Genomic DNA, 14,519 nt, shown 5'->3' with positions numbered 1-14,519 from the left:
GGCATGTCAGCGCAGCCGTCGCAGGAGCCGCCGGATCCCCTGCCGGATTCCTCACGGGGGACACCGGACCCCCTGGCCGCCGCCACCGAGGCCACCAGAAGCCTGCACGGACTGTCCACCGAGCTCACGGTGCGGGTACCGCAGCTACTGGAGGCCATGCGGTCGGTCGGTACCGGCCTGGAGCTGCACTCCACGCTCGACCGCATCTGTGAGACCGCGGCCGAGCTCGCGGACGCACGGTATGCGGCGATCGGCGTCGTCGATACGGAGGGCCGCGGGCTCTCGGACTTCGTCACCCACGGGATCAGCGCGGAGGTGTCCCGGAAGATCGGACACCGTCCGGACGGGAAGCGGGGCCTGCTCGGAGCGTTGATCTCGCACTCCGACACCGTACGGCTCGCCGACCTGACGCAGGACCCGCGCTCGGCCGGCTTCCCGGCGCACCATCCGCCCATGAAGACCTTCCTCGGCGTCCCGATCCGGGTGCAGGGGGAGATCTTCGGCAACCTGTACCTCGCCGAGAAGAACGGCGGCGTCGAGTTCAACGACTACGACGTGGACATGGTCCGGGTGCTGGCCACCGAAGCGGGTATCGCCATCGGCAATGCCCGGCTGTACGAGGCTGCCACCCAGCGCGAGCGCTGGATCGACGGCTCGGTCGCCGTCACCACGGCCCTCCTCTCCGGCGGGGACGCCGACGACGCGCTCTCGGTGGTGGCCGAACAGGCCCGCCGGCTGGCGGACTCCGACGCCGGGATCGTCCTGCTGCCGGCCGAGGACGGCGGGATGGAGATCGTCGCCGTATCGGCGGAGAACCCGGCCACCTCGCTCGGCGTCGTGCTCCCGGGCGAGAGCCCCGTGGTCGACCATCTGCTGCGCGGCGAGCCGGTCTTCACGGACGACGCCTCGGCGGATCCTCGTATGATCAGCCGGCTCACCCGCCAGTACGGCCCCTGCATGATGCTGCCCCTGCACAGCGGCGGGCGGGTGCTGGGCGCGCTGGTCACGCCCCGAGCCCGAGGCAAGCGGCCCTTCAGCGAGGCCGAGCGGACCCTGGCCACTCAGTTCGCCTCGCAGGCGGCGCTCGCGCTGATGATGGCCGAGGCACAACGCGACCGGGAGCGGCTCGCGGTTTTCGAGGACCGTGACCGGATTGCCCGCGACCTCCACGATCTGGTCATCCAGCGGCTGTTCGCCACCGGGATGATGCTGGAGGGCGCCCAGCGCCGGTCGATCGTCCCCGAAGTTCGCAGCGGAGTGGGCAAGGCCGTGGACGAGCTGGACGTGACGATCCAGGAGATCCGTACGGCGATCTTCGCCCTCCAGCAGGGGCCTGTGGAAGCCCCGTCCGGGCTGCGCACCCGCGTCCTGAGGGAGATCAACATGGCGGCCGTTCCACTGGGCTTCAAGCCTGCGCACCGCTTCCTCGGGGCGGTCGACACGGTCGTCGGCGAGCTGGTCGGCAAGAACCTCATCGCCGCGCTGCGGGAGGCGCTGTCCAATGCCTTCCGGCACGCCGACGCCTCCCGCATTGAGGTGGTCCTGGACTGCACCGTCACCTTGCCCGACGGCAGGCCCGGAGTCAGGCTGGAGGTCGCCGATGACGGGGTGGGCATCCCCGCGAGCGGCCGCCGCAGCGGTCTGCGCAACCTGCGGCGCAGGGCGGAGTCGCTCGGCGGTACGAGCTCCTACGGGCCGGGCATTGGGGAGGACGGCGGTGGGACCACCCTGGTGTGGGAGGCCCCGCTCCAGTAGCTGCGTTGCCTAACCCAGGTGTCGCGCGAGGCGCTCGGCCAGGATCCGCTCGATGACGAGGGCGACCCCGTCCTCGTTGTTGGCGACCGTACGGCCGGATGCGGCCGCGATCACATCGGGGTGGGCGTTGCCCATCGCGTAGGAGGTGCCGGCCCAGCTGAGCATTTCCACGTCGTTCGGCATGTCCCCAAAGGCGACGACCTCGGAGGGGGAGATGCCCCGCTCGGCGCAGCACAGTGCCAGGGTGCTCGCCTTGGACACGCCGTGGCCGCTGACCTCCAGGAGGGAGGTGGGGCTGGAGCGGGTGATCGACGCGAATGCCCCGGCGGCGGAGCGCGCCAGTGCGAGGAACTCGTCCGGGGTGATCTCGGAGTGGTGTGCCAGCAGCTTGAGGACGGGTGCGGCGCTTTCGTCCGCGTGCTCGTGGAGCAGTTCCTCAGCGGTCGCGAGTCGGGCGCCCGGATCCTTGAAGAAGGGCGGGTATCCCGGCTCGTAGTTGATGCCGGCGGTCAATTCGACCGCGAAGGACGTGCCGGGTGCCGCCTCGCGCAGGGCTTCCACGACGGAGAGCGCGGCCATCCTCGGGAGGGCCCTGACCTGTACGAACTCGCGTCCAGCATGCAGGTCGACCACCGCCGCGCCATTGGCGCAGATCGCGAGACCGTGGCCGTGGACATGGTCGGCGACCACGTCCATCCACCGGGCCGGGCGGCCGGTGACGAAGAAGACCTCGATCCCCGCCGCTTCGGCGGCTGCGAGTGCCGCGACGGTACGAGGCGAGACGGACTGGTCATCGCGCAGCAGGGTGCCGTCGAGGTCGGTGGCGATGAGCCGAGGCATGGGGGTTGGCCCGTCCGGGCGCTGAGAAGCCGAGGTCACCGCTCCATCTTCGCCCATGGGGAGGGAGGGGCGGACCATGATCGAGCCAGGCTGTGGCCCGGCCGATGTTTCACGTGAAACGTATCGGGGGGCGATGTTTCACGTGAAACCTCGCCCCCACCGTAGGCTCGATGCATGAGTCTGCGTCTGAGCACGGTGATCCTTCCGGTACGTCGATGGCATGAGGGGGGCCGGGATCAGTGGCTGCGGGCCGAGCAGCTCGGTTTCCACACCGCCTACACCTACGACCACCTGTCGTGGCGGACCTTCCGCGACGGCCCCTGGTTCGGTGCCGTGCCCACGCTGACCGCAGCAGCCGCCGTCACCGAGCGGATGCGCCTGGGCACGCTCGTCACCTCGCCGAACTTCCGCCATCCGGTGACCCTCGCCAAGGACCTCATCACCTTGGACGATGTGTCGGGCGGCCGGATCACGCTGGGTATCGGCGCCGGTGGCAACGGGTTCGACGCCACGGCCCTGGGGCAGGAGGCATGGTCCCCGCGTGAGCGCGCCGATCGCTTCGCCGAGTTTGTGCCGCTGCTGGACCGGCTGCTGACGGAAGGTTCCGTGACCCATGAGGGCGCCTTCTATTCCGCCGAGGAGGCCCGCAACGTCCCTGGTTGTGTGCAGGGGCCGCGGCTGCCGTTCGCGGTCGCCGCGACCGGTCCGCGCGGTCTGCGGCTCGCCGCCCGGCACGGGCAGGCATGGGTGACCACGGGCGATCCGAAGCTCTTCGAGAACGGCACGCCCGAGCAGTCGCTGGAGGCCCTGCGCGGGCAGATCGAACGGCTCGAAAAGGCCTTCGTGGAGATCGGCCGGGCCCCCGAGCCCATGGAGAAGATCCTGCTGACCGGCTTCACGCCCGAGGCCAACACCGTGCTGGAGTCGGTGGACGCGTTCGTCGACTTCGCGGGCCGACACCGCGAGCTGGGCTTCACGGAGCTGGTGGTGCACGCACCGATCCCCGACTCCCCCTTCGCAGCGGACGAGGCGGTCTTCGAGAAGATCGCCACCGAGGCCCTCCCGCAGCTCGATGGCTGATCCTCCGGTCGTCGCCGTTCCCGGGCGGAGCGGCGACGACCGGAGCCGGACACGGGGCTGTTATGCGTCCCGGCCGTTCAGCTGTGCCAGCAGCCGCTCGGCGGAGGGCAGGAGCCAGTCCGGCACCTGGTCCTCAGGAAGGGCGCGTGCCTCGTTGATCAGCGCGGTGACGCGGGCCTCACCCGCTTCCGCGTCGTCGCGCTCCTGTTCCGTCCAGGCCGCGTTGTTCAAGCACTGGAACTGCTCCCGCAGGTACTCGGGGCCCAGTTCGGCGTAGGTCCGGCCGGCTCGGTCCCACAGCTCGATCTGCTCCAGACGCAGTGCGTCGACCTGTGCCGGGCTCGGCGACGCGGACCCGGGCCCACCCGCGTTCTCGTCGTCGCCGTCGCCGTCGTCGTCGCCGTCGTCGCCGTCGTCGCCGTCGTCGCCGTCCTCGGCTCCGTCGGTCTCCCCGGCGGTGGCGGCGTACCGGTCGAGCACCTGCGCCAGCTGGTGCCAGGTCTGGGCGAGTTCGGACCGCAGGACGCAATCTCCGGGATCGGCGGTGAGCGCCTGCTGCAGTACTGCCGCGGCTTCCCCCATACGGCCCCGGGCGCGGTCCACCGTTGTGGCGGAGATCGCCTCGCGCAGCCCCAGCCAGGCCAGGGAGCGCAGCACCCGCACCTCGGCGACAGGGTCCGCGCCCGTCCTGCGGTGCAGTTCCAGGGCCCGTTCGTAGGCGGCGACCGCCTCCTCGGCCAGTCCTGCGTCGTCCAGGGCGTCGGCGGCCGACTGGGCGAGGCTCGCCTGCGGCCGGGGGTCCTCCCAGTCCTTGGCCACCTCCGCCGCCAGAAGGTACTGCTCGGCCGCCGGGCGGAGCTCGCCCAGCCGGCGCAGCAGGTCGCCCAGGAACTCGCGTGCGAACACGGTCTGCCCGTCGCCGTGTTCCAGCAGGTCCGGCAGGGCCGACTGCAGTACCTCGGCGGCCTCGGCGGTACGTTCGTCGCGTGCGTACGCCCTGGCCAGGAGCAGTCGGGCCTGCGCCCCGCCGTCCGCCCCCAGGCCGGCCCGGTCGAACCAGTGGGCAGCGGTGAGCGCGAGTGCCGCCGCCTCCGCCGCCGCCCGGTCCCCGTCCCGCCGCAGGAGGATGTCCGCGAGGGTCAGCCGTACCACGCCCTGCGCCTCGGCATCGGTCAGCTCGGCGGCATGCTCCAGGCCCGACCGTGCCGCCTGCTCGGCCTCCTCGGTGTGGTCGAGCGACATCAGCACTCCGGCCCGCAGCACCAGCGGGTCCACCGCCTGCCAGGGGCGCCCTGCCTCGATCGCCCGGGCAGCGCTCGCCGCCAGCAGGGGCAGAGCCCGTTCCGGGCCGCCCTGCGCCAGGGCTACCCGGCCCAGCATCTCCTCGGCCTCCGCCACCAGGTCCGGCGCCGTCTCTAGGTGGGCGGCGATGAAGGCGGTCAGGTCGGCGGCGAGCTCAGCGTGACCGTGCTCCTCAACCCCATGGTGGGAGTGGACTTGGCCGTGATCGTGGTCGTGGTGCCCGCCCGGGTCGGCGGACTCCACCGTGCGCAGGTACGACTCCAGACGGAGCGTGGAGAGCTCGGCGAGGGCGATCCGCCGCGCTCGCCGCGGCTCGGCGTGGTCCAGTGCCTCGGCGGATCGCCGGGCGGTCCGCAGCAGTTCGCGGACCTCGTCGGGTGCGGCGCCGGACTGAGCGGCCGCGCCCGCGATCCGCAGCTCCGCGAGGGCGGCCCGTTCCGCCCGGCCGAGCGCCCGGTACTCGTCCCGGATGGCGGCCAGGAGTTCGCCCGCCTCCGGTGCCCCGCCCCGGGCGGCGGCCAGGGCCCGCTGGTCCGCGAGGTCGGCGCGTACCAGCGGATCCGCCCCTGGCTGTGCGTCCAGTCGTAGGGCCACCTCCGCCCACAGCGCGTCCGCGCCCGGATGGCCCAGGTCCCGGGCATCACGGGCCCGCTCCACCAGCTCGGCGAACCCGATGGACGCTGCGACGGCCGTCCCGGGTGCGGCGGGGCCGGGGACGGACATGACGGAGGTGTCGGCGGGCCGGGGCAGTCCTGTGCTGCGCACCCCCAGCGGCAGGTCCACCGCCAGCGGCTCGCGGACGACCCGCGCGAGGAACCGTTCCGAAACCCGAGTGGTGCCGTTGCGCGCGTCGAACTGCCCGGCGATGTCGAGGCAGCCCGCGTACAACACCTCGTACAGCCCGGAGACGGTGCGGGGGGTGCCTTCGTAGGAGACCGCCGGGAGGTCTCCGTGCCCCAGTTCCCGCAGGCGGTGCAGCAGGGCGAGGATGCCGCCGTGGAAGGACAGCCGGTCGTCGAGGTTGGCGAGGGGCGCCACGTGAGAGGCGTGTTCGGCCAGGATCTCCAGGCCGCGCGAGGTGTTGCCGGTCAGCGCGCAGAACTCGATGTGTTCGCCGACCGACGGCAGGAGGCTGTCGTTGCCGCGGGCCAGGCGGTAGCCGCGCAGGTGGTTGGAGCGTGCCTCGTCGGTCCGGCCGAGCCGAAGTAGCGGGAGGAGCGAGCTGGCGAGGACGCGGTGCGGTTCCTCGGCGCAGATCAGCTCGCCCGTGAGGACCGGCCGCCACAGCTCCAGGGCCTCGGTGTCGTCGCCCTGCAGGATGGCGTAGTGGCCCTGGTCCCCGAGCTCGCAGGCCTGGCAGTCGCTCATGTCGTCCCGCTCCGCCGCCAGCCAGCTCCGGAAGGCGCGCTCCGCACGCTCGTCGTCGCCCGTGGCATGGGCCAGCCACAGTTCGGCGTCGCGTACCGGGCGCTCGCTGTATCCGGCGATCCGGTAGCGGCGGTCCATCTCCTCCAGCCAGCCGGTCGCCGACTCCAGGGGTATGTCGGGCGAGTCGGCGATGGCCGTGGCCACCCACTTGAACTGCCAGAACAGCGAGTGGGTTTCCCATTCGCAGAAGGCCGCCGGGTCCTTGTCGTACTCCTGGAGCAGCCGCGCGAAGGGGACGAGGATCTTCGGTGACTCGGAGCTGTAGAGGTAGGCGTTGATCAGGTTGTTCAGGGCCTCGCGGAACAGGGCGCGGTTACCGCAGGCCTCGGCCGCGCCGGCCAGCGCCTCGGCATGCGCGTTGCGCGCCGCGCCGTTGGGCGCCTCGCGGTTCTCCGCCAGTCCTCGCACGATCTCCTCGTGCGTCAGCGTCGTCACTTCGGGTCCTCCTCGCCGTCACGGGCATCGGTGGGGTTCGCGGATGAGTGCGTCGCCCACTCCAGGAGCCCGAGGAAGGCCCGGTTGAGCAGCGCGGAGTCGGCGGGGCGCAGCGGCCGCTGGGACATCAGCAGGGCCTGTCCGTACAGCGATTCGACGGCGGTGCCGGTCAGCGCCTCGTCCTGCAGGCCGGAGATCCGCCGGATCAGCGGGTTGTTGTGGTTGAGGACCAGGCGCGCGCGGGGCGCGGATCCACGCAGCGACCCGAGGATGCCACTCCACAGGGAGTCGGCGCTCTCCAGCGCGGCGGTGCGGTCGTGTTCCTGGCGGGCCTGGCGGTCGTCGAGGTAGAGCGCGGGCACGGTGACGGGCTGGAAGGCGCGCAGCGCCACGTCGCAGTGCTGGGATGCGAGGCGGGTGCGCGCGGTGGCGAGGAAGGGCGCCAAGGCCAGCTCGTCCGCGGTGGGCACCTGGTCGAGCCGTTCGGTGACGGCTCCCGCGTCCAGTTCGGTCACCTTGAGCTCCGGCCGTACGGAGGGCAGCAGGGCGAGCAGGTCCGCGTCGTAGGTGTAGCCGGCGTTGATGACGCCGAGGCCGTGGGCCGCGGCGATCGGCGCGATCTGGCGGAACTCCTCGACGGTGCGTGTGAAGTGGATGTCGGTGTGGGCGGCCGCGAACTCCTGCAGGCTCATCGAACCTGCGCTGGTCTCGAACGGCAGCCAGGGCAGCATCAGTCCCAGCAGCTCGGGGTCGTGCCGGGCCATGGACTTCACACCGAGGTGGTGGACCTGGAGGAACGAGGCCAGGCGCTCGGGGTCGCCGGCCGCGAGCTCGGCGAGCCAGCCGCGGATGCGGGCGCCGAGGGCTTCCCGTACGGCGGAGAGGGTCTCGTCGTCGTAGAGGTTCTCCCGGGAGGCGGTCGGCCGCAGCGTGTCCGTGTCGATGACGGCGCGGACGAAGAACGCCCAGTCCGGCAGCAGGTTGTCGGCCCGATGGGTCAGCAGCATGCCTTTGAGGTGGACGCGGTGTCCGGCCCGGTGGGCGGGGCTGGTCGGGTCCGGCAGGACGTACGCGACCCCGCGCACGCCGGCGACCGGCAGGTCGAGGTCGATGCTGTCGAGGGGTGTGAAATCGAAGAGTTCGGCGCAGTGTCCGGCCAGGGCGACGCGGCGGGCGGCGGGGGTGGGGAACGCGCGCTCCCAGACGGCGGGCCGGTCGGTGACGGGTCGCGGCTCGCCGCCCTGACCGTCGTCGAAGGTGATGTCGTAGGGGAGCAGGGAGCCGTAGTCGCGGGCCAGTTCCTCGACCTTGGCTGGGAGGATCCATTCCGCCGCACCCGGCCGGGCTTCCAGGACGACGGTGGTGCCGGGCTCGGGGCAGGCTGCGTGGGGCAGTTCGCGCACCGTGTAGGAGCCGTCGTCCGCGGCCAGCCATTCCACGGGGGCGGCTCGGGGGTCGCGGGCGGAGCGGGTGACCACGCGGATCTGGCGGGCCACGACGAAGCACGCGAGCAGTCCGATGCCGAACTGGCCGAGGAAGTCTCCTCGGGTGGCTTCCAGGGCCTGCTCGGGGAACCCGTCCTCGCCGCCCCGCTTGGAGCTGCGGCCGATGGTGGCGAGGAACGAATGGGCCTCGGCGGCGGTCAGGCCGATCCCGCTGTCTTCGATGGTCACCCGGCCGCCGGAAGCCGTCAGCCGGATGCGGACCGGTGCCTCCGGGTCGATCGCCTGGCGTGCGGTGACCGCGTCCACCGCGTTCTGCAGGAGCTCGCGGACGTAGACGCGCGGGCTGGAGTAGAGGTGGTGGGAGAGGAGGTCCACCAGACCACGCAGGTCGACCTGGAAGCTGTGGGCGGCGGACACGGGTGTGGATGTGGGGGCCGGCGTGGGTGTGGACGTCATGGGGCGTCACCTCGCGTGCATGTGTGGATGGTTCGGCGATCGCGAGGTCCCCCCCTCACTGATCCCGGAGTGGGAGACACATTAGGGGGATGGTCCGACAATCTCCGTGCGATTTCCGGCGCCGGCGCAGGGCAGCCCACAGGGCTACGGGAGGCGCAGGAACTGCGGAGGCACAGCGTCCACCAGCCACACCCCGTTGGCGCTGACTCGGAAGACGTGCCCGGCCGCACGCATCGCCGCGGCGTCCACGCTGAGGACGACGGGTCGGCCGCGGCGCGCGCCGACCCGGGTCGCCGTCTCCCGGTCGGGGGACAGGTGCACGTGGTGGCGGTCCATCGGGCGCAGGCCTTCGGAGCGGATCGGGTCGAGTGCCGCGGCCACGGTGCCGTGGTAGAGGTACGCGGGCGGTTCGGCCTCCGGAAGGTCCAGGTCCACGGTCACGGTGTGCCCCTGGCTGGCTCGGATGCGGGTGCCGTCGACGGCGAACCGCCGCTTGTCGTTGGTGGCCACGACGTGGTCGAGCTCCGCGCGGCTGAGGTGGAAGCCGTGCGCCGCTGCGCCGCTCAGCAGGTCGTCGATCTCCACCCAGCCGTGCGGGTCCAGCACCAGGCCGATCCGTTCCGGCTGGTGTCGCAGATGTTTCGAGAGGTACTTGGACACCTTCACGGTGCGTCTTTCGTCCATGAACCCCAGCGTGCCCGTCCCCCACGTCCTCCGGCAGGGTTTTTCGGCTGCCGTGGGCCTGCGGACGGCCTGCGGACGGCCGACGGGCGTCTATTCTCATTCCGAGATGCGGAATATATTTTCCATTACTACTTCTGCTCCGGGGGAGACCTCATGCCAGTCCACACCTCTCTGCCACGCCGCGCGGCTGCCGAGCTGATCGGGACCGCCGGCCTGCTCATGGTCGTGATCGGCTCCGGGCTCAAGGCCGCGGAGCTCAGCTCCGACGCCGGTGTCGCCCTGATCGCCAACTCGTTCGCGTCGGCCATCGGCCTCGGGCTGATCGTCACCCTTTTCGGGCCGCTGTCCGGCGCCCATCTCAACCCGGTGGTCACCCTCGTCTCCTGGTGGGCCCGCCGCAGCGGCGGTGATGGGCTCGGCGGCCGCGAGGTACTCGTCTATGTCGCGGCCCAGACCGTCGGAGCCATCGGCGGCGCTGTTCTCGCGGAGGCCATGTTCGGACGGGTCCCGGGCACCTTCGCCACCCAGGTGCTCGACGGAGGTCACCTCCTCGTGGGCGAGGTGATCGCCACCGTCGGCCTCGTCCTCGTGATCCAGGGGCTGGGGCACATCGGGCGCCCCAGGCTCCTCCCGGCCGCGGTCGCCGCGTACCTCGCGGCTGCGATCTGGTTCACCTCTTCCGGCTCCTTCGCCAACCCCGCCGGCACCATTGGGCGCAGCTTCAGTGATTCCTTCACCGGCATATCGCCCGGATCGCTGCCCGGCTTCGTCGCCGCCCAGTTGCTCGGCGGGGTCCTCGGCCTGGCCATGGCGGCCTTCCTCTACGGAATCCGGGCGGAGGACGCGGCCGCATCTGGGGACTCCGAAGCCTGCGGGACCGAGCCGACGCCGGGCAGCGGGACGGTCCTGCCGGCCGTGCTGCCCGGGACCGGGCCGGCGGAAGGCGTCGGCCCCGATAGGGCCGAGTACCAGGCGATCGGTTGAGCCGCGGTCGCGGTTGCCCACAGGAAAAGTGGACTTGTCCACAGGTGTTTGGGTGGGTTTTGACGACAAACGCGTGATCCGCCCTGTGGAAGCTGTCGACCTGTGGAAGCAGTGGACAGATCCGTCTCGGACGCCACGGGTCACCCCGTCCGTTCCGCCCCACCACGGGCCCGGCTACCGGCCACCCCGGCGTGCCAGATCGTTCATCGTGCGGGCCTGGAGCTCCCGCTCCGTCGCTGCCCGCACGAACTCCGCCACGTGGTCGGCGCCGACCAGCTCCTGCACCGCCCGCACCGTCCCGGCCGGTAGCGCCACCGGCGACGGTCCCGTCGGCTGCGACGTCCCGGCCGCTCCTAGGTGCCGCTGGAGGTGCCGGGTCGCGAAGAGTCGCATTGCGCGGGCCAGCTCCGCATCCACGGTCTGCTGGGCCAGCGGCCGCAGCCGCCGTACCATCGTCGCCGCCTCCGCGGCGTCCGCGTCGGTGGGAGGCACCTGCCCGAGGTAGCGCGCGAAGACGTGCTCGGTGGTGAACTCCAGGAACCGCGACGCGATGTGCTCCACCTGGCCCCGCAGTTCTCGGAGGTGTCCGGTGATCGCCGCGAGCGGCACCCCGGCCGCGTACAGCTCGGCCGCCACCGCCAGCTCCTGCGGGGACGGCACCAGGAACTGGTCCGGGCGCCCGGGGATCCGCTCCAGCACGCCCAGTTCGCAGGCCTCGCTCACCGCCTCGTCGTCCGGCAAGCCGCCGAACCGTTCGTTCAGCTCGTCCCGGCTGATGCGGGCCGCCTCCTCGTCGGTCCACGGCCCGTGTACCTCGGCGACCAGCCCCAGTACGCCCCCCAGCCCGCGCCCCGCGTCCCAGGCCTCCAACAGCTCCTTGATGGAGGCCAGGGTGTAGCCGCGGTCCAGGAGGTCGGCGATCTGGCGCAGCCGCGCCAGGTGCGTGTCCCGGTAGACGTTGGAACGGCCCCGCCGCTCAGGCTTGGGCAGCAGACCGCGGTCCTGGTACGCGCGGATGGTGCGCACCGTCGCTCCACTGTGGTGTGCCAGATCCTCGATCCGGTACTCGGCCACCGCCTGATCGGACAAACCCGGCTCCCTACGACGTCGTGGCTCGGCCGGCCGTGCGGAGCGCGCCGGCCGCGGCCCGTGCGGCAGGTGAAGCCGCAAGGCACTCGACCGCCCTGCGCAGCGAGCCCTCCTGCGAGGGATGGTACGACCGCCGGCGGGAGCGGGGTATGGCCGTGCCGGGCTCTCTCCGGCCCGCGCTCACAGCCGGGGCTCCAGCCGTGCGATGCGCCGCAGGGTGCGCGGGGCGAAGCGGGACATCCACAGGGCGCCCTTCGACTCGGGTGTGACCGGCACGACCGCCTCGTTGCGGACCACGGCCCCCAGGATCGCCTCGGCGACCTTCTCCGGTGGGAAGTTGCGCAGGCCGTAGAGCCGCGAGGAGCGTTCCTGGCGGCGCTTCTCCTCGGCCTCGTCCACCCCGGCGAAGCGCGAGGTGGCGGTGATGTTGGTGTTGACGATGCCGGGGCAGATCGCGGAGACGCCGATGGACTTCGGGGCGAGCTCCGCGCGCAGGCACTCCGACAGCATCAGCACCGCGGCCTTCGAGGTGCTGTAGGCGGGCAGGGTGCGGGAGGGCAGATAGGCAGCGGCCGAGGCGGTGTTGACGATGTGCCCGCCCTGACCGCGCTCCGCCATCTGCTTCCCGAAGATCCGGCACCCGTGGATGACCCCCCACAGGTTGACGTCCAGGACCTTCTTCCAGTCCTCGGCCGTGGTGTCGAGGAAGGCCCCGGACAGGCCGATCCCGGCGTTGTTGACCAGGACGTCGACGATTCCGTACTCGGCGGCGACCTTCGCCGCCAGCTTCTCCATCGCCTGCTCGTCGCCCACGTCCACACACTCCGCCCAGGCGTCGGAGGCACCGACGAGGCGGGCCATGTCGGCCGTGCGTGCCGCGCCCTCCGCGTCCCGGTCCACCGCCACCACGCGTGCTCCCGCCTCGGCGAAGGCGAAGGCGGTGGCCCGGCCGATGCCGCTGGCCGCTCCGGTGACCAGGACCAACTGGCCGCCGAAGCGGTCGGCGTACCGGGCCGGAGCCCTCCGCTCGGGTGCCCGCGCGGCCGGCTCCTCCCGGGCCGTGACGAACTCCGCGATCCAGGAGGCCAGTTGGTCGGGCCTGGTCCGCGGAATCCAGTGCTTGGCGGGCAGGGTCCGCCGCAGCAGGTCCGGTGCCCAGCGCTCCAGGCCGTCGTAGAGCCGCTCGGACAGGAACGCGTCCCCGGTCGGGGTGATCAGCTGGACCGGTACGTGGGCGTAGGCGTCCGAGCGCGGCCGGCGCAGCCTCGGGCGCACGTTGTCGCGGTAGAGCCAGGCACCGTGCGCCGCGTCCGAGGACAACGAGGCCGTCGGGTAGGAGCCGGCCGGGACCTTCTCGACGCGCTGCAGCATCCCGGGCCACCTCTTGCCGAGCGGCCCGCGCCAGGCGAGCTCCGGCAGCACGGGCGTGTGCAGCAGGTAGACGTACCAGGACTTGGCGCCCTGCCCGAGGAGCTGCGCCGCCGCCCGCGGAGTCGGCCGCGACATGCGCTTCTTGATCCAGTGTCCGAAGTGGTCCAGGGAGGGACCCGACATCGAGGTGAAGGAGGCGATCCGCCCCTCCGTACGGCCGACCGTCGCGAACTCCCAGCCCTGCACCGAACCCCAGTCGTGGCCGACGAGGTGCACCGGCCGGTCCGGACTGACCGCGTCCGCCACCGCCAGGAAGTCGTCGGTCAGCTTCTCCAGGGTGAAGCCCCCGCGCAGCGGCTCCGGCGCGGTGGAGCGGCCATGGCCGCGTACGTCGTAGAGCACGACGTGGAAGCGGGTCGCGAGCCGCTCGGCGACCTCGGTCCAGACCTCCTTGCTGTCCGGGTAGCCGTGCACCAGCAGCACGGTCGGGCGGCCCTTCTCGCCGAGTTCGACTACGCACAGTTCGACCCCGCCGCTGCGCACCCAGCGCTCCCGCGCACGCGGGAGCTCCCCCGCTCCTGTTCGGCTCATGCCGCTCATGCCGCTCATGCCGCTCATGCTGCCTTCTCCTCCTCGGCCCAGCGCCGCACGTGCGGCAGATCGTCGTCGAGCCAGAACGCGCTCTCCTGCGGGTCCCGCGAGTCGGTGACCACGAGGATCTCCTCGAACTTCGCGCCGGTGCCCCGGAAGCCCAGGTGCGGTTCCACCGCCCACAGGCCGGGCTGCGGCGGATGGTCGGAGAAGCGGTAGGGGCTCCATAGCGGGGACCAGCCCTCACGGTGTCCGTGCAGCGCGTCACCGGCCAGTCCCTTGAGGGACTGGGCGCCGAACCCGAACAGGGTCGGCGACCAGCGCCGCTGCTCGACCCGGTCGATCTTGTGGGCGATCACGCCGAAGGGGTAGGCGCGGTGGCGGTTGGCGTACCCCTGCCGGTTCATCAGCCGCTCGACGTCCTCGTAGATCTCCCGCAGGGAGCGGCGCTCGCGCACCTGCTCCAGGATGAGCGCCCGGTGCGCCCGCAGATCGGACATGAGCCGGTCCTGCACGGGATTGAGGCCGAGGCTGCCCGAGTATCCGATGTCCGCCGAGAAGCCCTTGTGGACCGGCGCCATGTCGAGGATGAACGGCATGCCCGGCTCCAGCCGCCGGTTCGTCGGGAAGAACTGCAGCGGGATCCGGAAGCCGGCGAAGGCGGTACGGTCCCCGAACCAGGCGAACGGCAGGTGGAACCAGTCCCGTACCCCGCGGTCGCGCAGCCACTCGCGCTGCATGCGCGCGGCCTCGCGCTCGGTCACTCCGGGCCGCAGCTGGGCCGCGACGGCCTCGGCGCACGCGTAGGCGAGGCACTGCACCTCCCTGAACCCGCTCAGGTCGGCGGAGAGCCGTCCGGAGTGCCGCGCGGTGCGTTGCCTGGTGTCCCCAGCCATGTCAGCCCGTCCATCCGTGTAGCCGTATGCCCGTAAGTTGACACTGATGAATGTGACAATGCTCGGAGATCGCGTCAAGGGGCGTGCACGGACCTGTGGACAAAGTTGTCCGGTCCATATCAACCTCCCGTACGGGCGTGTACGCCTGAAGGCGGAGACGGGA

At 71.8% G+C, this 14,519-nt stretch carries 10 protein-coding genes; 3 read left to right on the top strand and 7 right to left on the bottom strand.

Annotation, left to right across the window (positions count from 1 at the left end; genetic code table 11):
- The first annotated feature begins 3 nt into the window (after positions 1-3).
- Positions 4-1,755: a sensor histidine kinase gene (locus R4Z63_RS15440; protein WP_384445836.1), complete on the top strand. Its 1,752-nt coding sequence runs from the start codon at positions 4-6 to the stop codon at positions 1,753-1,755.
- 9 nt (positions 1,756-1,764) lie between these two features.
- Here R4Z63_RS15440 and R4Z63_RS15435 read toward each other — a convergent pair whose 3' ends face one another.
- Positions 1,765-2,652 carry a Cof-type HAD-IIB family hydrolase gene (locus R4Z63_RS15435; protein ID WP_384445834.1) on the bottom strand — a complete coding sequence of 296 codons (888 nt, stop codon included), beginning with the start codon at positions 2,650-2,652 and terminating at the stop codon, positions 1,765-1,767.
- Between the two features lie 117 nt (positions 2,653-2,769).
- On the opposite strand from R4Z63_RS15435, the gene R4Z63_RS15430 reads away from it, so the two are divergent.
- Entirely contained in the window at positions 2,770-3,675 is a 906-nt protein-coding gene (locus R4Z63_RS15430) for an LLM class flavin-dependent oxidoreductase (RefSeq protein ID WP_384445832.1), read from the top strand.
- 60 nt (positions 3,676-3,735) lie between these two features.
- Here the strand turns inward: R4Z63_RS15430 and R4Z63_RS15425 are convergent, their stop codons facing one another.
- The 3 genes from R4Z63_RS15425 to R4Z63_RS15415 form a co-directional block, all read right to left on the bottom strand.
- Entirely contained in the window at positions 3,736-6,840 is a 3,105-nt protein-coding gene (locus R4Z63_RS15425; protein ID WP_491522553.1) for a tetratricopeptide repeat protein, read from the bottom strand.
- On the bottom strand, positions 6,837-8,741 hold the full coding sequence (locus R4Z63_RS15420) for an HSP90 family protein (protein WP_384445828.1): 1,905 nt from the start codon (positions 8,739-8,741) through the stop codon (positions 6,837-6,839). Before R4Z63_RS15420 ends, R4Z63_RS15425 begins: the two co-directional genes overlap by 4 nt.
- A 144-nt stretch (positions 8,742-8,885) precedes the next feature.
- Positions 8,886-9,425, bottom strand: a complete 540-nt coding sequence (locus R4Z63_RS15415) for an RNA 2'-phosphotransferase (protein WP_384445826.1) — start codon at positions 9,423-9,425, stop codon at positions 8,886-8,888.
- Between the two features lie 153 nt (positions 9,426-9,578).
- Here R4Z63_RS15415 and R4Z63_RS15410 point away from each other — a divergent pair, with 153 nt between their 5' ends.
- Positions 9,579-10,409, top strand: coding sequence for an aquaporin (locus tag R4Z63_RS15410; RefSeq protein ID WP_384445824.1), 831 nt, complete (start codon positions 9,579-9,581; stop codon positions 10,407-10,409).
- Positions 10,410-10,583: 174 nt separating this feature from the next.
- Here the strand turns inward: R4Z63_RS15410 and R4Z63_RS15405 are convergent, their stop codons facing one another.
- The 3 genes from R4Z63_RS15405 to R4Z63_RS15395 form a co-directional block, all read right to left on the bottom strand.
- Positions 10,584-11,498, bottom strand: a complete 915-nt coding sequence (locus tag R4Z63_RS15405; protein ID WP_037920280.1) for a MerR family transcriptional regulator — start codon at positions 11,496-11,498, stop codon at positions 10,584-10,586.
- 180 nt (positions 11,499-11,678) lie between these two features.
- Positions 11,679-13,478 (bottom strand): SDR family oxidoreductase, encoded by a 1,800-nt coding sequence (locus R4Z63_RS15400; RefSeq protein ID WP_384445861.1) that lies wholly within the window; start codon positions 13,476-13,478, stop codon positions 11,679-11,681.
- Between the two features lie 5 nt (positions 13,479-13,483).
- On the bottom strand, positions 13,484-14,356 hold the full coding sequence (locus tag R4Z63_RS15395) for a M24 family metallopeptidase (RefSeq protein WP_384445822.1): 873 nt from the start codon (positions 14,354-14,356) through the stop codon (positions 13,484-13,486).
- Positions 14,357-14,519 lie beyond the last annotated feature (163 nt).

The sequence above is a fragment of the Streptomyces sp. PL-29 genome (assembly GCF_058344425.1).
Note: the sequence above shows the minus strand (reverse complement) of the source record. Positions and strands in the feature narration are given on the sequence as shown.

What these genes read in the sequence shown, in the direction of transcription:
- R4Z63_RS15440 (WP_384445836.1), top strand. Translation starts at nt 4, where the DNA reads ATGTCAGCGCAGCCGTCGCAGGAGCCGCCGGATCCCCTGCCGGATTCC.
- R4Z63_RS15435 (WP_384445834.1), bottom strand. Translation starts at nt 2,652, where the DNA reads ATGGGCGAAGATGGAGCGGTGACCTCGGCTTCTCAGCGCCCGGACGGG.
- R4Z63_RS15430 (WP_384445832.1), top strand. Translation starts at nt 2,770, where the DNA reads ATGAGTCTGCGTCTGAGCACGGTGATCCTTCCGGTACGTCGATGGCAT.
- R4Z63_RS15420 (WP_384445828.1), bottom strand. Translation starts at nt 8,741, where the DNA reads ATGACGTCCACACCCACGCCGGCCCCCACATCCACACCCGTGTCCGCC.
- R4Z63_RS15415 (WP_384445826.1), bottom strand. Translation starts at nt 9,425, where the DNA reads ATGGACGAAAGACGCACCGTGAAGGTGTCCAAGTACCTCTCGAAACAT.
- R4Z63_RS15410 (WP_384445824.1), top strand. Translation starts at nt 9,579, where the DNA reads ATGCCAGTCCACACCTCTCTGCCACGCCGCGCGGCTGCCGAGCTGATC.
- R4Z63_RS15400 (WP_384445861.1), bottom strand. Translation starts at nt 13,478, where the DNA reads ATGAGCGGCATGAGCGGCATGAGCCGAACAGGAGCGGGGGAGCTCCCG.
- R4Z63_RS15395 (WP_384445822.1), bottom strand. Translation starts at nt 14,356, where the DNA reads ATGGCTGGGGACACCAGGCAACGCACCGCGCGGCACTCCGGACGGCTC.